Raw genomic sequence first — 24,493 nt, forward strand, 5'->3', positions numbered from 1 at the left:
TTTAGTTTCTTAAACTCTCTAGTTGTTCTCTTACTGCACTGAACGAAACAACCTTGTCCGCAAAGTATTCAGCAATTTTTTCTTTCTCTTCATTATTAGCTTCAAGTTGTCCCAAGATATTCATTAGGTGCATTTTCATATGTCCTTTTTGAATACCACTTGTCACTAAACTCTTTAAGGCCGCAAAGTTTTGAGCAAGTCCCACACTTGCTGTAATCATCATTAGCTCGTTTGCACTTGGACGCTCTAAAATATCAAGAGACATCTTCGCTAATGGATGCAGCTTTGTTAAACCACCAACAGTTCCCAGTGCTAGTGGAATTTCAATTTCAAATAAGAACTTATCTCCTTCAACTTTACAATTAGTTAAAGAGCGATACTGTCCGTCTCTTGCAGCATATGTATGGCCACAGGCCTCAACTGCTCTAAAGTCATTACCTGTTGCAATAACAACACCATCAATACCATTGAAGATACCTTTATTGTGAGTTGTTGCACGATGAGGATCAATGTGAGCAATGCGAACTGCACGAGCAAATTTTTGTGCAAATGTTTTTGCATCCATTCCAAGACTCTTTTCATTCAAGTCTTCAATTGAACACTCAACCCATGCACGGGCCTTACAATTAGGCGTATAATTAGAAAGGATACACATAATCACTTGTACGTGCTCCCCTAGTTTTTCTTCTAAATATTTCCCAACAGCTTCTAAAACAGAATTAATGAAGTTGGCCCCCATCGCATCACAAGTTTCAAATGCCATCTTGATTTGGTAGTAGTTTTCTTCTTTATCTGTTAGATCAACTAACTCGATCGAACGAATCCCACCGCCTCTCTTATCCATATTGATAGTTAATGGAGTCAGAGAATTTAAAATATCAATTTTTCCATTTTCAAAGAATTCTTTAAGTTGGGCCTTGTCACCTTCATAGACAAAGTGAACTTGACCAATTTTTTCACTGCCAATGATTTCGGCCTTAAAACCACCACGAGAGCTCCAAAACTTTGCTGCCTTTGACAGGGCCGCAACAACAGAGCTTTCTTCAATAACCATTGGAACGTTATATACTTTTTGATTTAAAACAAAATTAGGAACCACACCATAAGGTAGGAAGAAGTTTGAGATGGTATTCTCAGAGAATTCATCAAATGTATTTTGTAATTTTTGATCCTGATGCCAGAAAGAGAGGATCTGTTCTTTTGAACCGGCCTCAAGATTCTTTGAGATAAATTCTACTTTCTGTTCTTTTGTTAGTTTTGAAAAACCTTGAATCAATTTCAATTTTCACTCCTTACACTAAGGTATGAATTAGCAAATGCTAGACCTGCTTTTATTTGTGTAACCTGTCGACTAACACTTTCATAATCAACCATTGCCGTCTTTAGGAACTCGCTGGCCATACCAAAAATGGCATTTCCTTTCGAAAGCCTACACAGGTAGAAACCATCAAGATATGATTTAATACCACCTGAGATGATAAAGTTCTTACACCTTACCTGCTCTCCTAATTGATCGATAATCTGATTGCTCATATTTACCATTTCTAGGGCAGTATGGCCAACATGACACAGAGGTTCATGAATAGATAAGTCATTGGAATTTCTAATATATTCAAGTTTAGAAAAATTAGTTCCACCAAAGGCAGCAAATTCTATTGCGGCCAGATCCATCTGCATAAGAGCGGCCAAAGATTTCGGCCCCATTCCCTGTCCAACTTCCTTGACGATAATTGGAAAATCAAACTCTTCTAAACAGATTTTTATAATCTCTAGTGGAGAGCGCTTGATAATATCACCTTCAGGTTGAAACCATTCTTGCGCTGGATTGATGTGAATAATTAGGCCGTTGGCACCAAGTAGGTCAACGACTTCTTTGGCACGATCAAGCTCACCATCTTCGATGAGCTCCTCTAACTGGGCCACACCAAGATTGGCATAAAAAGGCGCATTAGCTGTATATTTTGAGATATCGAAGTCGCTGAAGTACTGACTACGACCTTCTTTGGAAAGAAGTTTACGACAAGAACCTAGTCCCATCCCAATGCCAAAATCGCCACATGCTCGTGCAAGATTTTCATTTATCTTTGCAGCGACACCGGTTCCACCTGTCATTGATGAAACCCAAATTGGTAATTCTAATTGATGTCCAGCAAAGTTAAGACTGAGATCGGGCACTTCTCTATTTCCACTAAAAAGTGGCTCATAGTAAAAGCGCTTATCAGCTAAGATTTGTGCCGTCTGTGCAGCATCCGTTAATTTGATATGCTCAAGCTTACGATCGCTCGTTGCCTGGGCCTCTAAATTGTCTCTTTTCATGTACATACCTAATGATTTAGGCAATTTAGCAGATTTTATTCGAAGCAACAACATTCCATTTATGCTTTGGAAAAATCTATCTGATTTGCTAGGCCTTTAAACAATTACGTAATAATAAGAATGAACTCTTTCTTTAATCCAGAAACTTCTTTGAGCAATTTCGATAACTTACCGTATTTAAGTTCCTCGTCCTCTCCATTAAGCTCCATGCCGACAAAAGCGAGACGATCACCAAAAACTTCCACAGACTCTTCAAGAAGTCTCGTTAGGCGATACGGGGTATCCATCAGAACCTTTGGCATATTTACCTTGGCCAAATTCTTTAAAAACTCCTTACGCTCTTCAGGCCTGCGCGGAGGAAAGCCAGCAAATGAAAAATTAGCGCAGTCGATACCAGACAGGGCAACGGCAAGTGAAATTGAATTGCTATGGGGAGTGCAAGTCACGCGAATCCCTAGCTCATGACATCTTTTTACGAGTTTTTGGCCAGGATCACAAAATGCCGGAAGCCCACCATCACTCATAAGATAAGCATTCTTACCACTTTGAATTTTTGCAATGATTTCATTTTCAATCTCAACTTGAGTGTGTTCATTAAAGAGAATAAAGTCTTCAATGATTTCGCGATCAAGTCCAAAACGTAACCAACGTCTACGACAAGGCTTCAAGTCTTCAATAAGAAAGAGACTTTGCTCTCGCTCTTCGATGGCAGACTTTAATAAATTTAAAGCTGTCGTATCGAGAGGGTTTTGCTCATCAATTGGAGTTGCAATTAAATATAGAGTTCCGTATTTACTTTGTTTGGCCATATCATTTATATATGACCAATTGGTTATAAACTCAAGATCGTGTATACAAATAATATGCAAAAAACTTCAAAAACATACGAATTATTTCTCTCTGTAACTCCTGGTCTCGAGGAGTTCGCCAAAGAAGAGCTAAAAGAGCTAATTCGTTACGAATTCTTTAATACAATAGAGTTCAATAATGAAGCGGGACTACTTCTTAAGTCTCAAGACCTTTTCTCTCTTCTAACACTGATAAAGTATTTGAAGATCCCGACAAGGGCACTTCTAAGAGTAGAAGAATTTAAAGCAAGAGATCTTCCTAAACTTTACAAAAAGCTATCAAAGATAAATTGGAATGATTATATCCCAACGACTGACTTTGAATTTAAGGTAAGCTCTCATAACTCGCGCTTATTTGATGATCGAAAAATCATCAAGGCCGCAAAAGACGCCATTGCAGATTATCAAAAGGCACAACCCTTTAAGGCGAAATATAACGAGCTTACGTGGAGTCATCCACCAATTATCTTTATTCGTTTCGAGGAAGATATGTGTCAGGTTTCAATCGACTGTTCAGGAGAGAGGCTTGATAAGAGAGGACATAAGATCTTTACTGCCAAGGCCCCAATGCGAGAGTCTCTTGGAGCAGCTCTTATTCGATTCATTGATAGCAATGAAGAAAAAGGTTATACCCTACTTGATCCAATGGCCGGCTCGGGAACGATCGTAAGCGAGTATCTCTTCCAAGACCAGGTGAATTCTAAGCGTCATTATAATTTTGAGAACTTTCCTCTTTTTAGGAAACAGGCTGCGCAAAAGGTAAATATTTTAAACGATGAAATTCAGCGCAAGGCCCTGGCCAATGATATAAATCGCGATAATATTAAGGCCATCAAAGAAAACCTTGAGGGATTTGATCTTGAAGTGACTCATGGTGATTTTTTTAAAATGGAAGAACTTTCAGAAAATAACTTAGTTATTGCCTGTAATCTTCCATACGGTAAGAGAATAAAGACGCAAAAAAATATTCATGAATTTGTAAATGACTTCTATGCAAAGGCACAAAAGCTTGGAGCAAAGAGTGCCTATGCTGTGATGCCAGAGACCTTTATTATCGACAAGAAGTTTAAGGCAATGAGATCACAGCGAATCAATAATGGTGGAATCTGGGTACAGTTCGTTAAGGTCAGCTACAACTAATTCTTATAGGCCATGGTCTTAACACTAACACCACTAACATGTGGAATCAGCACTAACTCACCTGTCTTAGCAGAGTCTGCCTCCCTACCATTCGTATGTGTAATCTTATGAACTTTCGTTGTTTTAACTTTTCCGTCTGGTGTATTTAAGCGAAGTTCATCTCCTACTTTTAGAGCAAACTCCTCACCGCGCATTCCCTTAATTAGAATGGCCATATGAGACTTCTTCACAACATCAACAACTTCACCTAAGAAGCCTTCATCTTGGCGTTGGGTACGCTTATTCTTAAGCTTCTTAAATAGGACATCAGATTTATTTACGTGAAAGAATCCGCGTGTCGTTGAGTTACCAAATTGATCTTTCACTTCCTTGGCCTTCGACTTATCGAAAGAATTAATAAGTGAAACAACATCATTTAAGAGATTATTATTTTCTAGATGGCGAGCATCAACTCTAAGATCATTAACACCACAATCTTTTAATTCATCGATATACTCTAAAAGAAATTGGTCTTTTGTATTAAACATAAATGTTCCGTGTTGATTTTCAACAATCGGAAATCCTTTATGAGGAGACTCTTCACTTGAACCACTAACTTCAAGGTAGTTATCTTCTAAGCTTTCATCAGAATACAAAGGAGACACAAGGTTTCGTGGTGTATAGAAAAGTAAAATTCGTCCAAAGACGAGTAATTCTGTTTCAACGCCCCACGAGTGAATCTCTTGGCAAAATTCTTTAATCACACTACTTGAGAGTTCAATTGAAAGAACAATCTTTCTTAGACGATCACCAATAAGGTTCTTCCAAACCTTAATTGAGTTAAGATTATGGTGTCCACCAGTATCTAAAAGAAGATCGATCTTTAGATCAGGATATTCGTTTAAACAAAAATTAATAGCACCAGGATCTCTTAAGCGAATACTCTTAAAACCAAGGTCTGCATATTTTTGAAATTGTTGCTTATACATTGCAAAACGAGTTTCCGTCATAAGAATATCCCACTCTAAAGAATAGGAAATTGCTTCTGACTTCAATAACTCAATGGCCTTGGCCATCTCTTCAATAGAGAGTTTTCCAATTTGAGAAAATAAGCGAGTTGCTAAGATGACTTCACTTACTAAAGACTTATTAGCAATAATATTAGGAAGATCATTAAGGTTATTTAAGTAAGTTGTCGTCTTCATTAACTTACAACCTTTGCACGAACAAGGTTATTCACCTCAACTCCTGCAACGTAAGGAATTTTAAAAAGTGCTCCAGGACGTGTACGCTCAAAATTCTCTCCAGCAAGATTAGAGATATGATCAATCTTTACATCCACGTGAGCGTTTGAAAAAGGCATGATCTCAAGAGACTCTCCTAGTTCAAATGCACTTCTTACATCAACAACGATAAACTCATTGTCCACAACTTGCGCAACCTTTCCAATCGCACGATATGTCTTATCTTCATGCTCACGATCATTATAAATCGAAGTTTCATCGGCCTCTTCAACAAGAGATGCCTGTGTGTAAGCACGGTGAGTAACTTTTGTAAGCTCATCTTCCCACTTAAGCAGATCATCGCTTAGAAAGTTTCCATGCTCTTTATAATAGGCAAGGGCCTGTGAGTAGACCATTGAAATTGTTCCCGCATACATTGGAGACTTCATACGTCCTTCAACTTTTAAGGAGTCAATTCCTGCATCAATAAAGTCCTGAAGAAGTCTGATTCCCTCAAGGTCCTTAGAGCTCATAAAGTAGCTATTAAGCTCCTTCTTTCCATCATCAATTTTATATTCAAAACGACAGCTGTGAGCACATCCACCGCGATTTGAGTCACGCCCTTGTGTATAGTTGGAAATCACGCAATTCCCAGAGTAGGCCATACACATTGAACCATGAACAAACATCTCGATCTCGACGCCGGCCTCTTCTTTGATTTTCTTAGCATCAGCAATGGCAACCTCGCGCCCAAGGACGATACGAGTAACACCTAGCTTCTTCCAAAGTTTTGCACTTTCAACATTAAGACAACTTGCCTGAGTTGAAAGGTGTATCTCTAGACTTGTATTCTCAGCTATATAATTGATCACACCAGGATCTGAAACAATAACTGCATCAATTCCCACATCATCAAGTTCTTTAATAAAGTCTAATAGGCCATCAAAATCCTTATCGTGAAAGAATGAATTTAAGACGACATAGACAAGAGCACCTCGCTCATGAGCAAACTCAACCCCTTCACGTATTTCATCAATCGTAAAGTTATCGGCCGCTTGGCGAAGTCCATATTTTTGACCACCAAGATATACGGCATTGGCACCGTAACTAATGGCCACTTTCAATTTTTCTAGGCTACCTGCCGGAGCTAAAAGCTCAGGTACCCATCTGGTGTTTTTTGCATCTTTCATAAGGTCTTCTATGTACCAGAAATTACGTATATAATAAAGTCATAGGGAAATCTTGATTAGTTTTTATGAAAAAAATATTTAACACTATATTTTATTTGGCCTGTGCGTTCATTATCACAATTTTGGGGCTTCTAAGTTACCATTATCACAAGGCCCCTCTGCGAGAAACTCCAGCACCATATGTCATGGCACCAGAAACCTATGGGCCTGATGAAGTTGCCTCAAATGCCGACGTACTAATTGTCGGAGATGAAATGGGTGTATCAATCAGTCCATTTATCAATGACATCACAACTCAACTCTCAAAAAAGTTGGCCAGGCCACTTTCTATTTACAATATTTCTTCTAAGGGCGACTCCCTTTATCGCACCATTCAAAGAGTGGCGGCGCTAAAGAAAGTTCCTAAGATTCTTATTCTTGCAACTGGCTATTCAGAGTTACAAGAAGATATTTATCCAAAGAAGAAAGAGGCCATTAAACTTAATAATCAGAATTTTAAACTCTTTAAAAATCTCTATATCCAAAGTTTGATTAAGCTTCATCCAAATCTGTCACGTTTAATTTTCTTAAATGAAGACCTTAAACAGCTAACTTCAGAAATTGAACCACTTGAATTTGATAAATTATCTCCTGAACGCTTTAGAAGTATTTTAGAAAAAGAACTTCTTCTCTATGATATTCGTCTCGAAAAATTCTTTCGAACTCTAAAGGCCAAAGGAGTTAATATCCTTACCGTCATTCCACCAATCAATATGGAGATAAATGACCTTAGAATTTGTGAAGATACAAATGGCCTAGAATTTGAAGAGGCCCTAAAAAAACTCGATACACTTCTTTCTGAATCTAAAACGAAAGAGGCCCATGTACTTGTTCAGTCTCTTGAAAAAAATATTTTGGCCAACACGAAATTTCATCAATTAAAGCAAGAGTTTTTTGAAAAACAGGGTGAGATAACAAAGGCCTATGATCAGGCTTTACAAAAAGTGGCCTTTGCATGTGAGGTCAAGTCTTCGCACCCACTCTTTGTTAAACAGCTTGAAAAGATCTCAACTCATCAAAATGTGGATATCGTAAACTATAACGAAGTTCTTAAGCAAAATTATACAAGAAACCCTTTATTTATTTCTAATAAAGTTCCACAATCTATCTATTACCCTAAACTTGTCAGTGAGCTAGTAATTAAGCTTAAGCAGATTACCCAACTAAAATAAGAGGCCATATGAGAATTGTTCATAACGAAAATGCTATCATCATTAAACAGGGAGATCAGTCTGATACGATCTATCTGGTTGAAGAGGGAGAACTTCTCGTCTTTGTTGTTGACGGTAATAAAGTTAGTCCAGTTGCGACAGTAGGCCCTGGAGAGATGATTGGTGAGATGGCCTTCTTCGCTGGTACTCACCGCGCAGCCTATGTTATGGCAAAAACGAAGGTCACACTAATGGAAATCGATAGTCAGACAATCAAAGAAGAGCTTCCTGATTGGCTCTTTAAGATGACAAAGAATGTAGTTGATCGTATCCACCACCTCGATAAAGTCATCGCAAAAAGTGGAATAAAAAGAAAGAAGGCCGACACTGTTAGGCCTTTAAGTATTGAAGAGCAAAGAGAGATTCTAGATCTTATAAAATAAAGCTAAGAAGGGCGAATATATGAAAAAGTATAACGGCCTATTCTATTCAAAATGTAGTGTAAATGATGTCTCAGATATACTTGAAACAAACCTTGAAAGCGGACTTACACAAGAAGAAATCACAAGTAGACAAAAACTCTATGGCCCTAATGAACTTTCGGTTAGGCCAAGCACATCTAAAATTACGATTCTTATAAGACAACTAAAGAGCATCATTGTCTTCTTGCTGCTTATTGCGGCCGCCACATCTTTTTCCATTGGCCATATTGTCGAAGGCTTCACAGTTATTGCAGTCCTCGTTGTTAACACTGCACTAGGATTTTTCACAGAACTTAAGGCCGTAAGATCCATGGAAGCACTCAAAAAAATCGGCGTCACAAAATGTGGAGTTATTCGACAAGGACAAATATTTCACCTTAACACAAAAGAGCTGGTACCTGGTGATATCGTCATCTTTGAGGCCGGAGATATTTTAGGGGCCGACCTTAGAGTTGCCCAGGCCAATAATATAAATGTTAATGAATCAATTTTGACTGGTGAATCGGCCCCAGTCGATAAAGTAAGTGAAGCATTAGAAGAAGACACCATACTAGCTGAGCGAAGCAATATTCTTTTTAAAGGAACATCAATCACAAGAGGCTCAGGAAAAGGAATTGTTATTGCAACGGCCATGGACACAGAGGTTGGTAAAATTGCCAAAGAGGTTCAAGGTGATGCCGTTAATAAAGATGAAACCACCCCTCTAGAGAAACGACTTAATAAGCTTGGTGGTCAGATAGTCTGGTTTTCATTAGCAATTGCTACCCTTATTGCAGTCTCAGGAATAATGGCAGGAAAGGCTCCAGTACTTATGCTAGAGACGGCCATTGCACTTGCTATTGCAACCATTCCGGAAGGCCTTCCTATTGTGGCCACCCTCGCCTTGGCCAAGGGAATGTGGCGCATGGCCGACAACAATGCTCTCATCAACAAATTAGCAGCTGTTGAAACCCTTGGAGCAACTTCAGTAATCTTCACCGACAAAACAGGAACTCTCACAGAAAATAAAATGAGCGTTCAGCTCTTTAAAACCCTCCACACTGTTTTTCACATGAATAATGTCGAAAAAAATAAAGACGAGAGAGAACTAAGAAGACTCCTCGAAATAGGTATCCTCTGTAATAACTCAGAAATTTCTCAAGAAAAGAAGAGTCATAATATTGGTGATCCAATGGAGATTGCTCTACTTAGTATTGGGGAAGATTTTGGCCTTGTTAGAGCAAAACTACTGGATCAGCTGCCAGAGTTAAAAGAGGTTCCCTTTGATAGCTCTACCCTAATGATGGCCACCTACCATATGTTAAAAGAAGAGGACGAAGAGACAATACTCGTGGCCGTAAAGGGTGCACCTGAGGCCATTATAAGTAGCTCTACACTTATACGAGATCAGTCTGAAGATAAGATCTTCAATGAAGAATTAAAAAGTGAATGGATTAAAGAAAATCATACACTAGCAAGTGATGGCCTACGTATCCTCGCCTTGGCCGAGAAAAAAGTAAAAAGTACTGAAGATGGGCCCTACAACGATCTTACTTTTTTAGGACTCGTTGCCCTTCTTGATCCTCCTCGTTCAGATGTAAAAGAAGCAATCTCAAAATCAAATGAGGCCGGCATTAAAACAATTATGGTTACAGGTGACCAAGAAGGAACGGCCTTAAAGATCGCCAAAGACATAGGCCTTATTGGGCCTGATAATAGCTATTCAATAAATGGAAAGAACTTCGGGCCACAGCAAGACTGGAGTGAAGAACTGATTAAAAAAATCGATAAGACCCAGGTCTTTAGTCGTGTTAGTCCAATTCAAAAACTTGATTTGATTAAGTACTTTCAATCAAAGAATGCTGTCGTTGCCATGACCGGAGACGGAGTCAACGATGCACCAGCATTGAAGCATGCAGATATTGGCGTAGCAATGGGCCAAAGAGGAACTCAAATTGCAAAAGAAGCGGCAGATATGGTGCTACAAGATGATCGCTTTAACACCATTATCTTGGCCATCAAGCAAGGACGTATCATCTATAGTAATATTCAGCGTTTTGTGGTCTATCTTCTTTCTTGTAATATTAGTGAGATTCTAATTGTTTCAATCGCCTCACTGATGAATATGCCTCTGCCTCTTTTACCATTACAAATTCTATTTTTAAATCTCGTCACAGATGTATTCCCGGCCTTGGCCCTTGGGATGGGTGAAGGAGACGCTAGCTACTTAAAGTCATCTCCCCGTCCACGTAATGAACAAATAATTACAAAGAGGAAGTGGGGCCTAATTTCACTCTACGGTATCATTCTTACAAGCTGCGTACTTTCTGGCTTCCTCTACACACTTAAGACAACTGGTGATGATCAAACAGCATTAACTGTCTCCTTCTTAAGCCTGGCCTTTGGCCAAGTTTTTCATGTTTTCAATATGCGACTTGAGAATTCAAATCTATTTGTAAATGAGATCACAAAGAATATTCATGTCTGGGGAGCAGTATGCCTTTGCACAGTACTGTTACTTGCAACAATCTATATCCCTGCCCTTAGGAATATCCTCAGCTTAAAACTTATCAATCTCGAAAATTGGAAAATTGTGACTTATGCGTCTCTGTCTCCGCTTCTGATCATTCAAGTTTTATCGAAATTTAAATTGGGAATTAGAATATAAGGTGCCATGCTCCTTTGGTTTCGCATGTGCTAAATATTCTATATAAGTAGATAAGGTGAGCTCCTTTGATTTAGCATGTGCGAAACCAAAGGAGCATGGCACCTATACTAGACCTAGATCTTTAACAGTATTTCTTTCTGTGCGAAGTTCTTCAAGAGTTGTATTAAACTTCTCTTGTCCAAAAGCATTGTGCTCTTGGCCTTCAACAACTTTTAGCTCACCGTTTTCAACACGACATGGGAATGAGAAGATAAGACCTTCGTCAACTCCATACTCACCTTTTGAAGCAAGACACATAGAGAATGTCTCACCAGCTGGTGTGTCATGAGTAAGAGCGTATACACCTGCAACACATGCGTTTGCAGCTGAAGCAGCAGAAGAAGCACCACGTGCTTTAATAATTGCTGCACCTCTTTTTTGAACAGTTGAGATAAAATCACCTTGTAGGTATTCTTCATCAGAGATAACTTCTGCAGCAGACTTTCCACCAATCTTTGCATTGTAGAAATCTGGGTATTGAGTTGCTGAGTGGTTACCCCAGATTGTCATATTAGTAACTTCAGTTACATCAACTCCAGCTTTCTGAGCAAGTTGAGTCTTAGCTCTCTTCTCATCAAGAGTTGTCATTGCAAAGAAACGTGACTTATCAAGCCCTGAAGCTTCCATTGCGATATAACAATTCGTATTACATGGGTTACCAACTACGAATAATTTTGAATCTGGTGCTGAGTGTGCTGCCATTGCTTTACCAAGTGGACCAAAGATTCCACCATTAACCTTAAGAAGGTCAGCTCTTTCCATTCCATCTTTTCTTGGAACGGCACCAATTGCAAGAATCCAGTTTGCATCTTTAAATGCTACTTCCATCTTGTCTGTGCAAACAATATTTTTTAATAATGGAAAAGCACAGTCATCTAATTCCATTTTTACCCCTTCAAGTGCACCAAGCGCCTGAGGTAGTTCAAGAAGTTGTAGTTCAACTTCTGTATCTGGTCCAAACATTTGACCTGAAGCAATTCTAAAAAGAATCGCGTAACCAATTTGTCCTGCTGCACCTGTAACTGCAACCTTAACTCTTTTAGTCATGTAATTTCCCCTTTTGAAAAAATTAGAGAGTTGTTCTATTGAAATTGGCCAATTTTAACATAGGTGTTAGACAAGTTGTAGCTTTACTTAGCAATATTAGGGGCTATAATTAAATTTAAACGTAATTATGAATTATCAATAAGGGATTACAAATGGAGCAAGGCAACAAGAACGCCTCTAATTCATCGACATCGTCGTCTTCAGACAAACCACAAGGCCGTGGTAACAGAAGCCGCTCAAACAACCGCAGACGTCGTAAACGCCCAGCAAACGCAAGTGGTGCCCCTAAGGGACAAGGACAACAGGCCGGACAAGGTAGCAACAAACCTGGCGCTAAAGGGCCACAGTCAAATCAAACTAAACCAAATAAAAAGGCACAAGGAAAGTCTTCAAATCGCAATCGCAGACGCCGTGGACCAAATAAGAATCGCCGTCCAAACCCACAACATCTAAGTGGAGAGGACTTTATCATTGTAAAATACTTCAATTTACTTGAGCAGCATATTATGGCCAGACGCAAGTACTTTGATAACTTTGATCGTGTTGGTGAGAAGCAAAGAGAAAAGCTAGAGAGAAATTATATTGAAACTCAAAAAACATTTTTAGCTTTTAAGAGTCGTTTAAAAGAAGAAGACTTAAAAGTTTTTGAAGAAAAATTTGAATCTTTAAAGATGGACTTAACTTATTCAACTAATCATGAATTACCAGTTGGAGAAGTAGATCCAGAAGTTAGTGAAGAAGAAATCGAAGATCCTCATTACCTTCAAACACAGATTGAATCAAGCTATGCAGATGACACTGAAGAGTCTGTTGGTTCTCTAGATGATTATAAGGCCTATAAAGGGGTTTAATTAAATTTATTACCATTCATCCTGAACATAAAAAAAAGGGAGCTTTCGCTCCCTCTTTTTTTATCAATATTTTCTAACTAACAACCTTCGAAAAGGTAATCAGATTAGTAAACGAAGTTTGAAGTTGTAGCCGTAGCTTCTGCACCAGTTGTTGCACCAACAACACCTGATCCATCCTTTAGATAATTATCTAAAGTTTCTTCGTGATCTTTAATGATAGCGTCTTTTAATTCAGCTTCATTGATGTCTAAGATTTCACAAACTCTACGTAGCATCTTTAGTGGGATGTTACAAAGAGCACGTTCAACGTTAGAGATGAATTGACCATTCTTATAACCAAGAAGGTGTGATAATTCTGATTGAGAGTATCCTTTTGGATGTGCTGTTCTCTTTTCTTTAATTAGCTTCGCGATGTGACTAAAACTTCTCATGTATTTCTCCTAAGTATTATATTCAAGCACTTACGATTCGTATCTTAATATATTCTAAAGCAATAAAATATTTTTGTAAACATATTAACAGATTTGTAAGAAAACTTTTTACAATATTTCCGTAATTTTATTGTCGATAGCAGATATTGTTCAATATGATCGATTTAGCTTAACTATCTAGCTGAAATCACATTACCGTTATAATACGTCGCTTCAATTAAATCTGTGTATAAGGCCCTGTCTTTGTTAGGCCTCTTAATTAATTTCTTAAGTTTTTCTTCCGTCGTAAGACTTGCGCTCATCTTTTTGCTTCCAAGACTGACAAAATGAAGCTTTTTACCAAGCTCAAAATTACCACTCTCCTGCTCGAGTTTCATCGAAGTAGCACCCGCAAGTGAAGCTCGGTAAAGTCCTTGAGTATAAGAAGTATCGCGATGTCCTCTTTTATGATTCTGCATAACAAATGAATTAATTACATCGAGCATAGAAAGGAAAGGCCCACCACCAATGTCACTTGCTAGGGCCCAGTGAACTTTGAAACGATTAGCTCTCTTATAATCAAAAAGTCCCGAACCTAGTCCCAGCTCTTTAATTGGAGCATTACTTGTTGGACAGTGAGCAATCATCGTCTGTTTTTCACTTAAGAGTTTTAATTCTTTTGGTGAAAGATAAATCCCATGTCCCATAATAGTTTTTGGAGTTAAAAGTCCAACCTTGTCATAAATCTCTGTATAAGTTTTAACTTTTTCAAATCCTTTAATATCTTTATAGATACTAAGAACGAAATCGATTTCATTTTGAGTTTCACTTAAGTGGGTTTGAATGAAAGAGCGATGTTTCTTTGCAGTCTTTGCCCCAGCGGCCATTGTCACAGGATCAGTAGTAATGGCAAAACGAGGCGTTACAGCGTACTTATCTTTATACTCTTTCGCTAATACTTCAGTTTGAGCAATTGTTTCCTCTACGCCCATTGTAAGGTACTCAGGCGAGTTCATTGTCATTTGCACATTACCTAGAACATAGTCACCTTTAAAATTCTTAAGTGCTTCAGAAACAGAATGAGAGTGAATTGAGCCATAACAAGCTCCACCAATTGTTCCGTTATTTGCAATTTTATTTGTAAACTCTTTTGCCTTCTTACGTGCAAAAGCAAGTTTTTTGAAATTAGCTTCATACGGCCAAGTGTAATTTTCTAACCAATGTAGCAGATTTGCCTTTGGCATTTCACAAACGGCGTCTTGTACCCAGTGAAAGTGTGTATCATAGAGGCCAGGAATTACGTATTGGCCACTCTTATCAATAATCTCAACATTCTTCTTACGTGATAAATAAGCTGAAAGTTGTGCTTTAGGCATACGATCGATGATTTTGTAATCACCTTTTGTTGTGCGCTTTGCAACAATTGCATAATCTTCTAAAAATTCACATTTTTTATCATTTATAGGATTGAAAAAATGAGCGATAATTACTTTATAAGTAATATTATTTGATGACATGAAATCTCCTTTAATAAGCAGGTCAACATATATGAAGAAGCGTATCATTACAAGTTTTGTAGCACTCTTTACCCTATTTTTAGCATCATTCAGCGCAGTTGCAGCTGATAGCTCAAAAGAAGCTAAAGAGATTAATATCAATTCTATCGTTGCAGTTAATATTGAAGAGGCCATCACACCGGCCACTTTAAATTACCTTCAAAAGGCATTTAAAAGCATTGAAGGCCAAAGTCAGAGTGCCATCTTAATTAAGATAAACACACCAGGAGGTCTGGTTAGTGTTACAAAAGAGATTATGCACTTAATTGCCAATAGCAAAAATCTGGTCATTGGTTGGATTGGACCTAGTTCTGCATCCGCCACGAGTGCCGGGGCCATTATTGCAAGTAGTATCCCTATTCTCTATATGGCCGATGGAACGCGTATCGGTGCGGCCACGCCAATATCAGGAACTTCAGATATAAAAGAAGGCGATATGAAAAATAAGATTGTTAATGATCTTGTTGCCCTCGTAAAGTCTCAAGCTTCTGCAACTGGAAAGAATGAGAAGGTCTTCACAAAAATGATAACAGAGGCAAAGAGTTATACAGAGACTGAGGCCTTAAAAGAAAATGTCCACAACGGAATTGTTGATACGATTCAGGGTAAGGGCGGTTTAATTAATACAATTAATAATAAGACATACCTTTCTCATCATAAGTCTTTTAAAGTTAAGGTCGCTGATAACTATGTGCTCACAACATTTGAAAAAACTCTGGGTCAGAAACTTTTAAGCTTCTTTGCGTCTCCTGATATGGCCTATATTCTTTTCCTCATAGGCGCGGCCCTAATCTATGTCGAGTTTCAAGCGCCAGGTGGATTTATCGCTGGAAGTATTGGAGCAGTCGCCATCTTAATTGCAGGGATATCTTTTAATGTACTCTCCCTTAACACAGGGGCCTTCCTGCTTATTATTGCGGCCTTCATTCTCTTTATTCTAGAAATTTATATTACAAGCTTTGGGCTTTTAACCCTTGCAGGAGTGGCCAGCTTAATTTTTGGCTCCATGTTTCTTTTTCAAACTGAGGAGTCATACCTACAAATTTCTTCAACTGTTCTCTTTTCTAGTATTGGTGCGATTCTTGCCTTTATTGGTCTGATTGCTTATGTTTTTTATAAGTCTAGAAAAAGAATTTTCTCTGAACCTGAAGATCCGTACACTGGTGTTGAGATTACAGTAACAGATATTGATGGTGACAAAGTCTTTTCTCGCTACAATGGAGAATTGTGGCAACTTACGGCCACTGGCGATATGTCAAAGCTTAAAGTTGGTGATAAGGTAGAGGTCATCAAAAAAGACAACTTAAAACTACAAGTAAAACTATAGAGGTATAAAATGAGTCAAAGAAAATCTTTTCGTCAATTAATGAGTTTAATCTTTTCGATGTGTCAAAACGATCTTCCAACAAAGAGCGATATCGACTGGGCAAGAAGAGAAATTAAAAAGTTTTTTTGGCTTTAAATAATTGAAAATAAGAAGAAAAAACTAAGGGGACGTTGAGGGACGATTGATTTTTGACAAGGAAGAGAGAGAGTTTATTAAAAATCTCCCCTTAGTTTTCTTAAATTAATATTAAACTCTCAGTTTTTTTTAGAGTCAGTTAAATGTAAAGTTTTTGTCAATTCAACGGAGGATATATGATAAATTTTGCGCCTTACTTACCATTTATAATTCTACTATTAATTTTATTGTTCAACACTGTTAAGGTTCTTAAAGAGTACGAACGTGGTGTTATCTTCTTCCTAGGACGCTTCACAGCTGTTCGCGGGCCAGGACTTATTCTACTTATTCCAGGCCTAGAAAAAATGCACAAGGTTGATCTGAGAACAGTGACAATGGATATTCCATCACAAGATATTATCTCTAAAGATAACGTAACATTAAAAGTTAATGGTGTTGTTTACTTTAGAGTAGAAGATCCTGAAAAGTCAGTTGTCGCAGTTGAAAACTATCTGCTAGCGACAGGTCAAATTGCTCAAACAACTCTTCGTTCTGTAATTGGTCAATTCGAGCTTGATGAAATTCTATCAATGCGTGAACAGATTAATGCAAGACTACAAGCAATTCTTGATGAGCATACAGAGCCATGGGGTATCAAGGTTTCAACGGTAGAAGTTAAGGCCATTGACCTTCCTATTGAAATGCAAAGAGCAATGGCAAAACAAGCGGAAGCAGAAAGGGATAAGCGTGCAAAGGTTATTTCTGCACAAGGTGAATTCGATGCGGCCCTTAAGCTTGCAGAAGCGGCAAAGGTCCTTAACGAATCTCCTAATGCCATCACTCTTCGCTACCTTGATACAATGAAAGAGATCTCAAGTGGAGAAGGAAAGTCGACGACATTCTTCCCACTACCAGTTGATTTCTTAACAAATATCATGGGTAAGGGTAATTAAGAAGATCGATTATGATTTCAAAATACTTTAACTTAATACCATTTGCTGAAAATGATCTTGATCTAAAGGCCTCGGCCGAGATCAAGGTCATTGACGGCCATGTTAATTTTCACTTTTGTTTAAAAGGGGATCTCTCTCCTATTTATATACAACGTGACAATGGCAAGATGAATCGAGTTATTGGACTTTGGACTCAGACTTGTTTTGAATTCTTTATTCTCAATAAAACCGATGGTGAGTATTTTGAATTTAACTTTGGAAGTGACTCTAGTTGGAATTGTTTCATCTTTAATTCATATCGATCAGAGTTAACTGAATACTCAGATATTAACATTGATAATATTGTCATTAATTCTGAAGATGAACTCTTCACTCTTAATTGTCGTTTTGAATTAAAGAAGCTTGGCCATAATTTTGAAGACCTTTCAAATCTGCGCGTATCCCCTACCTGTGTCTTAACGGCCGAAGGTGATAAAACATACTACTACTCAAATAAGCACCCAGACAATTCTCCAAACTTTCACCACCCAGATAGTTTTGAAGATCTAATCTCTTAGTACTCGCTTAAGTCGTCTTTTTCTTCTTTTACTTCGATATTTTTTAGAATGTAATCAAGCTTGGCATCGTCGTCTTTAAAGTCAACTTCCCCAGATATTTGATAGTCAGCAAGATCTCTCTCCTGCTTCTTTCTCTCTTTCTTCGTCTCTATTTCAATCTTTGCCTTAAGATCGTCTTTTAAAACTTCATCACGACTTGAAAATGTTTTACCGAATTTTCTCTTAGCAAAATCATAAAGGCTAAATAGTTGCGCTGTTTTATAATTCCCTTTTTCAAGGTAGTAAATCATTTCACGATAAAATGCTTCATTTTCAAGTTCATGAGACCAGGCACTATAGAGCAAGGCCATCCCCTTATACTCAAATCTCTTTTCGTACTTAAGCTTTCTGAACTCATTATACATAGCAAGAGAACTCTCCTCATCACGAGAAAGATTAAGTTTTAAATTCTTCACGAGCTTATCAAGAACAACATTATGATCAGGATTATTCTTATTGTAACGAATTGTTGCACGATAAATACGTCCCTTCTCATAGAAGTAATTTTTTAGAACTCCAATATTATTGGCCTCATCAAAGAACTGCATAATATGGAAAGGGCCATTTTGCACAATTCGAGTTGCATCCTTAGCAAATAGCTGCTCACGCATCTTATAGATATAAAGAAAGTAGCCTAATTTAGGTAGTGAGTAATTTGAAAGTAGATACTTAATATCTTTATAGCTATATAGATTTAATTTCTTAATCTTTATATTGAGATTTAAAACATCTAGCCAAACTTCTTGATTTGATGAGGCCTTGATAAATTGAGTCACAACAGGAAGATTGAAAATTGCGTCCATTGGTATTGCGACATTAAATTTTTCAATCTCAAAGTCATTTACACTTAGAACTCGCCTATTCTTATAATCGACAATATCAAAATAAGGTTGGGCCTGAATCTTAGAAATACTAGGCCTTGGAAAGACCTTAAAGCTTACATCATCAAATGGAATATCAAATTGAAAATTCTGAAAATGAATACTCTTCCAAAATGGTGTCACACCACGAGAGTTTTCATATGGAGAAAGCCCCTTGTAAAGCGACTCATATTGTTTAGTGGCAATAAAGTAGTCCGATTGAATCCCTTCATCTTGGAAGGTATAATAAAATCGATATGGCATCGTAACAACAAGATAAGCACTTGATATTACGAGTACAAGAATGGTGGTTAGGAAGATCAACTTCTTCATTATGATATTTATCGGTTAACTGACCATTAAACTACATGAAAAAATTAATATTTTTTCAGAATTACCGATAAGTTAAGTGATAAATTCGGAGAATTAAATGAAAAGACTAATTTTTATCACAGCAATTATGGCCCTTACCTCATGTGTCGCTCCAAGAGAGACGCGCTCAATCTATGATACAAATAGCTCCGGCTCAAATTCTAATGTAGGTTCAGGCTCAGGTGGCTCAGTTATCGACATCGATGACTCAGACAGCTCATCTTCTAATGGTTCAAATGCAAATATTCCTAGTGCAATTGCACACTGTAGTTGGTCACTAGACGGCCAAACAGGTTTTGCAAATACTTCAAATTCGCACTTAGGACCAAATACTGTTTGTCAGTCTCGTACAAATGAAACACAAATTTATGTTCAAATAAAAAACCCAGATCAGAATTCTAGAATTTGTGTTATCCCTACTTCTCAGTCATCTGGAAATTCAATTTTTCTAGGCTCTGCTGAGTGTAAGTATATTGATAGTTCGGGAACGATCTCACTGTTTAACTTAACTAAGAATCGTGATTATGGACGTTATCAAGGTTTTAGGATTAATGGTGTTATGGTTATGAAGGAGAAGACTTATCAATTCCCTGCTCCTTTTAACCGTGAGCTAATCTCATACGATGCTTACTTTATGTGTTCAATCAATGTTGATCTTTACAATGACCGCACTTACTGTGATGCCTTTAAATCACTAGGTCAGTATTTCTACAAATCATTCTAAAAATTAAAAAATAATTTAATTAATGGGCAAGCTTATTTCCATCAATGAGCTTGCCTGTCTTATATGAATTAGACAAGTCACCATCAATTGTTGGAAAAGAGATAATTGGAACAATTAAACTCTGCTCACCTTTTTCAATTCTAGTACAAAGAGCGATATAGAAGAAGCTAACACCACTTTTTTCAAATGCCTTGAAATAAGCAAAGGCCTCATCACCATCCTCATCCTTAAATTCATAAAGCTCATCATATGTCTCTATCGTAGGACGCAAGTAATCCATATAAAGAGAGAAGTCTTCAAAAGGAATATCAAATTCCTTTCTATGAGTCATCATTTCAGCAAGAAGCTTTGATTTCTTAAGTTCAATAAGCTCAAAGTCTTCAGGGTCTAAAATAGAATTATCTTCAATTTCGCGATGGTAATCTTCAAGAGATTCAACTTCCTCACCTACTTGAAAATCTTGTACGAAGTAGTCATTTGAAGTGGCCGTAAGGGCCAAAACAAAAGAAGGAGTGTGATTAAAAACAAAGCACAAGGCCATCAGATGAATATCTTCGCCGTTATGATTGACTTTGGAAATGAAAGTAAAGATCTCTTCTTTTAAGTCATTTTCTAAACGCCAAATCTCATCAGGCTTATGGAGAACGCGGTCAACAAAAGTTGGATTTTCTAAGGCCTCTAGAGCTGGCTCATCCACAATATTAAGATCCTTTCTCTTCTTCTCAATCTTTCCTGTAAAGTAGTCAATTAGTGGAGAATAGAATTTTTCAATGCAGGCTTCGCTACAAAAGCTCAGATTAGATCCATCTTCAACAAAGAGTAAGTCTTCAATTGAAGGAACAACTTTTTTACAATTTTTACAATAATAAATATTATCTGAAATTAACAATGACGTATCCTATTTTTAAATTGATAAATTAAGGCCTGCAAATAGCGTATTCCCGTATAAAACAGGCAGGTCCCAAAGTTTTGCTGTTTCATTTAACACAGAAGAATCAGGACGAGTTACCTGAAAGCCTGCTCCCATATTTAAACGAACAGAACGTGACATACGAAGAAACATTTGTGGCATTAAGTATGAGTATTTTAAATCAGAACGCAAAGAATTAGCAGTAAAGAAATCACTAGCAGCAACCTTTACTTCACCATACGTTAGAAGAAATTGAATTTCGTGAGAAACCATAATCCCTAGATTTGCTTTGATATGAGAAATATCGCCAATGGCCATCTCTTCGTCAGTATCAAGTGTGTCAGCGAATATTCTTTCGTAATCGACACCAAGTGCCGCCGCACCAAAACGTTTCTCAGTAGTAATTCCTAACATGCGATCATTTCTTTGAGTTGCAAATTCACTCTTTCCCTTAAATCGCATTCCAAGGTATGAGTCGATAATAAGTTTATTGTAGTCATTTCCAACTTCCAGCCAATTAAAGCCAAGCTTCACTCCAGTATTGGCCTGCTCAAATTCAGCTGTTTCTAGCGATTGAGCACCACTGGCGGCAAGATCGAGGAAGATGCCATGGGCAAATCCCATCTTTAAATTGAAGTTAACAAAATTAATATTTTCGTCAGTAAAGAAAGACTTATTAGCAACGTAGCCTAAAGAGAAGTCATAATAATCAGGAAGGAATGCCCAAAGATCAGAGCTAGCGCTTGGAGCTTGCGCACGAGAGACGGCCCTTTCACTTCTTGCAGGAGCACTAGGTCTCGTCGTCACTGGATTATATGAGCTAGCACCAGATGATTTTGGGGAATAGTCCACCAAGGCAAGTGCAGAAAAATTAAATAAAATAGTCAGGGTTGCAGCTGTTAAGATATTCATCAAAAACATTCCTTGTTCATAAAAAAATTAACGCCTTCTTAGCGTCTACTTAATTGTATCTTTATATTTTCTTAATTTCAATGCGAGCATATCCTACCGAATCGCTCAACTTAGCTTACAATAACAACGACTTGCTGATACGCGTTCATAAATTAGGCCGAAAATACGTGTAGCATCAATGGAAATGTATTCCGTCTGCCAAAAGGGCCCTAAAATTTATAAAATATCTCTAGAGAATTTCAGGAGGAATGAGTTGATCGAGTTAGGATTTTTAAAACGTTATGATTCAATTAAAAGGTTAATCGATTTTGGTGCAAATGGATATTTCCCATTATTTGAAGACATTGCTATGGGAAGCAACTTTGAAGAAGTTCGCATGACAAAAGCACAACGTCTAAAGGCAAAGTCTCTACTTAAAAAAATCTCATCTCATAACAATCTTGAAAAACAGCGTGTGTTATTTTCAACTTTTGATGAAATTGACCAATATATTGTGGCACGTGCCCTAGTTGAAATGGTCGAAGGAAAGATTCTCGATGCTAATCCGCAGCTTCAGTAAGATATTCTTTTTCATTGCAACGATTGCAATCACTGCAAGCGCTAGCGCTGAGTACCGTGTCTATCAATACATGGTTTCTTCGCGCCTAAACCCAAGAGGGCCAGCAAGTGTTGTGATTACCTCGACATTAGATCCAAACTCGTATGTGAAGTATCACGGTGGTAACCGTTCTATTCGCGTCAACCTCCTTAACACTTGGATGTGTAAAGGCCATACCGGAGGAGATCCAATTTGTGATGCTCCCCTAGCAAAGCTCATGGATACAACAAACCCACAAGACGCTGAAGCTCTAGAACAAGGAGTAGATGCAGCTCTATGAGAATTGAAGATAGCAACCAATTTACGAAACAAAACTTAAAGCTTAAGAATGAGCGTGATCGCCTCATTAAAGATAAGAAACAAGAGATCGAGTCAATTCGTAAGAACTATAATCAAATGGCCAATGACCAAAGAATTATTGGTGAAGAAAAACTCGACTCAGTTCGCGATCAGAATCAAGTTGCTATTATCGAATCACTCAATCACAAAGAGGCCAGACTCAATGACATCAAAGAAAGTCTTGAGAAGACAGGCCAACAATTTGCTAAGCAAGAAAGCTATGCAAAACTTCAAGCTGATGCAAATATCGATTCCATCAGAGATAATTACCAACAGCAATTAGAGTATGTCCATCAAAGAGGCCGTGACGACCTTGAAGACACGACCAATACAGTAAATGATCTGGCCAATAAGATAAAAAATGACAATGAAGAGTTCATCATTGATGAGACGGCAAAGGCCAAAAACCTTGCTAATGAAATCTCTGTTCGAAATGATGGGTTTATTCAACGTATTAATAAGCAATTTGATCAACGTGTTCAAAAGCTCTCAAAAGAAAATTCCACAACGGTGAAAGATCTGGAAAAAGAGCAACGAAAAGAGATGTCTAAGCTTAAGAGCGATCATTATCAACAGCTGACACAAACTGGTGCTTTCCAACAAAATGAGCTCAAAACACAAAAAGCATTCCACGAGGATACAGTAAAGAGTAGAAAGGATGCTTTTGAACAAAAGTATGCGGCCCTCCAAAAAGAGCATCAAGGGCTTATGGGGCGTCTTAAAACGAAGATAGATGAAGAGCTAAATACTCTTAAAAACTACTACACAAAGGCCAAGGAAACGATCCAAGAAAAAGGCCAGGACAGCTTCTATAATATTACAAAGCTAGAACCTAGTATTAAGAGTGATCAGAACTTTTATTATTTTTCAATCGAAGTGCCAAAGCATGAGCAAGAAACCATACATATCAATGCTCAAGAGCGTGGTATTACAGTTACACAGAATAGAAAATTTGATCAACGAGTTGAAGAAAATGGTAATACATTCAAGTCAAAGCGTTCAGAAAGTTTAGTTAGACAATTTGATGTACCAGATATTCTTGATGGAAAAAAGGTAAGTCGAAATTACGATATTGAAACTTCGACTCTTACCTATCGTATTGCAAAAAGATAATTTCTTATAAAATATCGCGATCTCTTTGGTGAAACTCAACCTTGTTTACACGAATAAGTGTTTTAATTTCACGCTTAATTGGTGCAACCCAACGAGGGTGAAGTTGAACATTTAGAGTTAGAAGTCTTTCATCCGAAACCGCATCAAGAACCTCTTCACTTACAATCTCAATATCCTCAACTCTAGAGTAAAGAATTTCTTTTACATGGCCACGAATACGTCCATTTGAAAGAACCTCGATATAGAAATTTTGCTTTGCCTTATCTGATTCAAGCATACGATAAACCGGGTTTATCAAACGAAGAACAGCAAAGAGAGAGATTGTAATTAAAGCAGCAATAACAGGGTAGCCGAATCCTACAGTCATCCCAATTGCGGCAACAACCCAGACTGTTGCAGCAGTCGTCATCCCAACGACATTACCACGGCCTTGAATAATGGCACCGGCACCTAAGAAACCGATCCCACTTACAATTTGCGCGGCCATCCGATTGGGGTCGGCCACCGTTCCCATATGCTCACTCATGGTTAAAACACTTAAGGAAGTATATGTTGCTGCTCCAAGACAGATCAACATATTCGTCTTTATCCCCGCAGACTTCATCTTCTGCTCACGGTCATATCCAATAAAGCCACCTAGAATAATTGAGCTAACTACTTTGATGCCCATCGAAATATAAACTGGTTGCTCTCCAATGAATTCAATATACATATAACCTCTTGTGGAATAAAATAAACTAAAGTCTATTTTAACAAG

General features: G+C 37.8%; 24 protein-coding genes. 12 read left to right on the plus strand and 12 right to left on the minus strand.

What is annotated here, in order from left to right:
- Position 1 precedes the first annotated feature (1 nt).
- From ABMA72_RS02120 to ABMA72_RS02130, 3 genes are all read right to left on the minus strand, one after another.
- Positions 2-1,282: a hydroxymethylglutaryl-CoA reductase, degradative gene (locus ABMA72_RS02120; RefSeq protein ID WP_393055810.1), complete on the minus strand. Its 1,281-nt coding sequence runs from the start codon at positions 1,280-1,282 to the stop codon at positions 2-4.
- Entirely contained in the window at positions 1,279-2,316 is a 1,038-nt protein-coding gene (locus ABMA72_RS02125) for an isopentenyl-diphosphate delta-isomerase (protein ID WP_393055813.1), read from the minus strand. The genes ABMA72_RS02120 and ABMA72_RS02125 overlap by 4 nt, the downstream gene beginning before the upstream one ends.
- A 104-nt stretch (positions 2,317-2,420) precedes the next feature.
- The gene (locus ABMA72_RS02130) at positions 2,421-3,125 is read right to left on the minus strand and encodes an SAM-dependent methyltransferase (RefSeq protein WP_393055815.1); all 705 of its coding nucleotides are present in this window, start codon (positions 3,123-3,125) and stop codon (positions 2,421-2,423) included.
- Between the two features lie 54 nt (positions 3,126-3,179).
- On the opposite strand from ABMA72_RS02130, the gene ABMA72_RS02135 reads away from it, so the two are divergent.
- On the plus strand, positions 3,180-4,304 hold the full coding sequence (locus tag ABMA72_RS02135; RefSeq protein ID WP_393055818.1) for a THUMP domain-containing protein: 1,125 nt from the start codon (positions 3,180-3,182) through the stop codon (positions 4,302-4,304).
- Here ABMA72_RS02135 and ABMA72_RS02140 read toward each other — a convergent pair.
- Complete coding sequence (locus ABMA72_RS02140; RefSeq protein WP_393055821.1) at positions 4,301-5,488, minus strand: peptidase U32 family protein; 1,188 nt, start codon at positions 5,486-5,488, stop codon at positions 4,301-4,303. The genes ABMA72_RS02135 and ABMA72_RS02140 overlap by 4 nt on opposite strands.
- Complete coding sequence (locus ABMA72_RS02145) at positions 5,488-6,696, minus strand: U32 family peptidase (protein ID WP_392860868.1); 1,209 nt, start codon at positions 6,694-6,696, stop codon at positions 5,488-5,490. The genes ABMA72_RS02140 and ABMA72_RS02145 overlap by 1 nt, the downstream gene beginning before the upstream one ends.
- 65 nt (positions 6,697-6,761) lie before the next feature.
- Here ABMA72_RS02145 and ABMA72_RS02150 point away from each other — a divergent pair, with 65 nt between their 5' ends.
- The 3 genes from ABMA72_RS02150 to ABMA72_RS02160 are packed head-to-tail and all read left to right on the plus strand — an operon-like array spanning position 6,762 to position 11,015.
- Positions 6,762-7,907: a hypothetical protein gene (locus tag ABMA72_RS02150; RefSeq protein ID WP_393055824.1), complete on the plus strand. Its 1,146-nt coding sequence runs from the start codon at positions 6,762-6,764 to the stop codon at positions 7,905-7,907.
- Between the two features lie 8 nt (positions 7,908-7,915).
- Positions 7,916-8,329 carry a cyclic nucleotide-binding domain-containing protein gene (locus ABMA72_RS02155; RefSeq protein ID WP_392860872.1) on the plus strand — a complete coding sequence of 138 codons (414 nt, stop codon included), beginning with the start codon at positions 7,916-7,918 and terminating at the stop codon, positions 8,327-8,329.
- Between the two features lie 19 nt (positions 8,330-8,348).
- A complete protein-coding gene (locus ABMA72_RS02160) occupies positions 8,349-11,015 on the plus strand; it encodes a cation-translocating P-type ATPase (protein WP_393055827.1) in 2,667 nt (888 codons plus the stop codon).
- A 102-nt stretch (positions 11,016-11,117) separates the two neighbouring features.
- Here ABMA72_RS02160 and ABMA72_RS02165 read toward each other — a convergent pair whose 3' ends face one another.
- Entirely contained in the window at positions 11,118-12,101 is a 984-nt protein-coding gene (locus ABMA72_RS02165; protein ID WP_392860876.1) for a malate dehydrogenase, read from the minus strand.
- Between the two features lie 152 nt (positions 12,102-12,253).
- On the opposite strand from ABMA72_RS02165, the gene ABMA72_RS02170 reads away from it, so the two are divergent.
- Positions 12,254-12,952, plus strand: coding sequence for a hypothetical protein (locus ABMA72_RS02170; RefSeq protein ID WP_392860878.1), 699 nt, complete (start codon positions 12,254-12,256; stop codon positions 12,950-12,952).
- 104 nt (positions 12,953-13,056) lie between these two features.
- Here ABMA72_RS02170 and ABMA72_RS02175 read toward each other — a convergent pair whose 3' ends face one another.
- Positions 13,057-13,383: a helix-turn-helix domain-containing protein gene (locus ABMA72_RS02175; protein ID WP_021266982.1), complete on the minus strand. Its 327-nt coding sequence runs from the start codon at positions 13,381-13,383 to the stop codon at positions 13,057-13,059.
- 173 nt (positions 13,384-13,556) lie between these two features.
- Positions 13,557-14,879, minus strand: a complete 1,323-nt coding sequence (locus ABMA72_RS02180; protein WP_392860880.1) for an amidohydrolase family protein — start codon at positions 14,877-14,879, stop codon at positions 13,557-13,559.
- A gap of 31 nt (positions 14,880-14,910) precedes the next feature.
- Here ABMA72_RS02180 and ABMA72_RS02185 point away from each other — a divergent pair, with 31 nt between their 5' ends.
- The 3 genes from ABMA72_RS02185 (at position 14,911) to ABMA72_RS02195 (ending at position 17,869) form a co-directional block, all read left to right on the plus strand.
- On the plus strand, positions 14,911-16,245 hold the full coding sequence (locus tag ABMA72_RS02185) for a nodulation protein NfeD (RefSeq protein WP_392860881.1): 1,335 nt from the start codon (positions 14,911-14,913) through the stop codon (positions 16,243-16,245).
- Between the two features lie 311 nt (positions 16,246-16,556).
- The gene (locus ABMA72_RS02190) at positions 16,557-17,312 is read left to right on the plus strand and encodes a slipin family protein (RefSeq protein WP_392860883.1); all 756 of its coding nucleotides are present in this window, start codon (positions 16,557-16,559) and stop codon (positions 17,310-17,312) included.
- Between the two features lie 11 nt (positions 17,313-17,323).
- Positions 17,324-17,869, plus strand: coding sequence for a hypothetical protein (locus ABMA72_RS02195; protein ID WP_392860884.1), 546 nt, complete (start codon positions 17,324-17,326; stop codon positions 17,867-17,869).
- Here ABMA72_RS02195 and ABMA72_RS02200 read toward each other — a convergent pair.
- Positions 17,866-19,101 (minus strand): hypothetical protein, encoded by a 1,236-nt coding sequence (locus ABMA72_RS02200; protein WP_393055830.1) that lies wholly within the window; start codon positions 19,099-19,101, stop codon positions 17,866-17,868. The genes ABMA72_RS02195 and ABMA72_RS02200 overlap by 4 nt on opposite strands.
- Positions 19,102-19,198: 97 nt before the next feature.
- On the opposite strand from ABMA72_RS02200, the gene ABMA72_RS02205 reads away from it, so the two are divergent.
- Positions 19,199-19,864: a hypothetical protein gene (locus ABMA72_RS02205; RefSeq protein WP_392860887.1), complete on the plus strand. Its 666-nt coding sequence runs from the start codon at positions 19,199-19,201 to the stop codon at positions 19,862-19,864.
- Positions 19,865-19,883: 19 nt separating this feature from the next.
- Here ABMA72_RS02205 and ABMA72_RS02210 read toward each other — a convergent pair whose 3' ends face one another.
- Both ABMA72_RS02210 and ABMA72_RS02215 read right to left on the minus strand, forming a co-directional pair.
- Entirely contained in the window at positions 19,884-20,753 is an 870-nt protein-coding gene (locus tag ABMA72_RS02210; RefSeq protein WP_392860888.1) for a hypothetical protein, read from the minus strand.
- Between the two features lie 15 nt (positions 20,754-20,768).
- Positions 20,769-21,686 (minus strand): hypothetical protein, encoded by a 918-nt coding sequence (locus ABMA72_RS02215; RefSeq protein ID WP_392860889.1) that lies wholly within the window; start codon positions 21,684-21,686, stop codon positions 20,769-20,771.
- Positions 21,687-21,939: 253 nt separating this feature from the next.
- On the opposite strand from ABMA72_RS02215, the gene ABMA72_RS02220 reads away from it, so the two are divergent.
- The 3 genes from ABMA72_RS02220 to ABMA72_RS02230 are packed head-to-tail and all read left to right on the plus strand — an operon-like array spanning position 21,940 to position 23,736.
- Positions 21,940-22,245: a hypothetical protein gene (locus ABMA72_RS02220; RefSeq protein ID WP_392860890.1), complete on the plus strand. Its 306-nt coding sequence runs from the start codon at positions 21,940-21,942 to the stop codon at positions 22,243-22,245.
- Positions 22,223-22,564 carry a hypothetical protein gene (locus ABMA72_RS02225; RefSeq protein WP_392860892.1) on the plus strand — a complete coding sequence of 114 codons (342 nt, stop codon included), beginning with the start codon at positions 22,223-22,225 and terminating at the stop codon, positions 22,562-22,564. The genes ABMA72_RS02220 and ABMA72_RS02225 overlap by 23 nt, the downstream gene beginning before the upstream one ends.
- Positions 22,561-23,736, plus strand: coding sequence for an Hsp20 family protein (locus ABMA72_RS02230; protein ID WP_392860893.1), 1,176 nt, complete (start codon positions 22,561-22,563; stop codon positions 23,734-23,736). Before ABMA72_RS02225 ends, ABMA72_RS02230 begins: the two co-directional genes overlap by 4 nt.
- A 4-nt stretch (positions 23,737-23,740) precedes the next feature.
- On the opposite strand, the gene ABMA72_RS02235 is transcribed toward ABMA72_RS02230, so the two are convergent.
- Positions 23,741-24,448, minus strand: a complete 708-nt coding sequence (locus ABMA72_RS02235; protein ID WP_392860894.1) for an MgtC/SapB family protein — start codon at positions 24,446-24,448, stop codon at positions 23,741-23,743.
- Positions 24,449-24,493 lie beyond the last annotated feature (45 nt).

The sequence above is a fragment of the Halobacteriovorax sp. CON-3 genome (assembly GCF_043196995.1).
In the GTDB taxonomy this organism is placed as follows: Bacteria; Bdellovibrionota; Bacteriovoracia; order Bacteriovoracales; family Bacteriovoracaceae; genus Halobacteriovorax_A.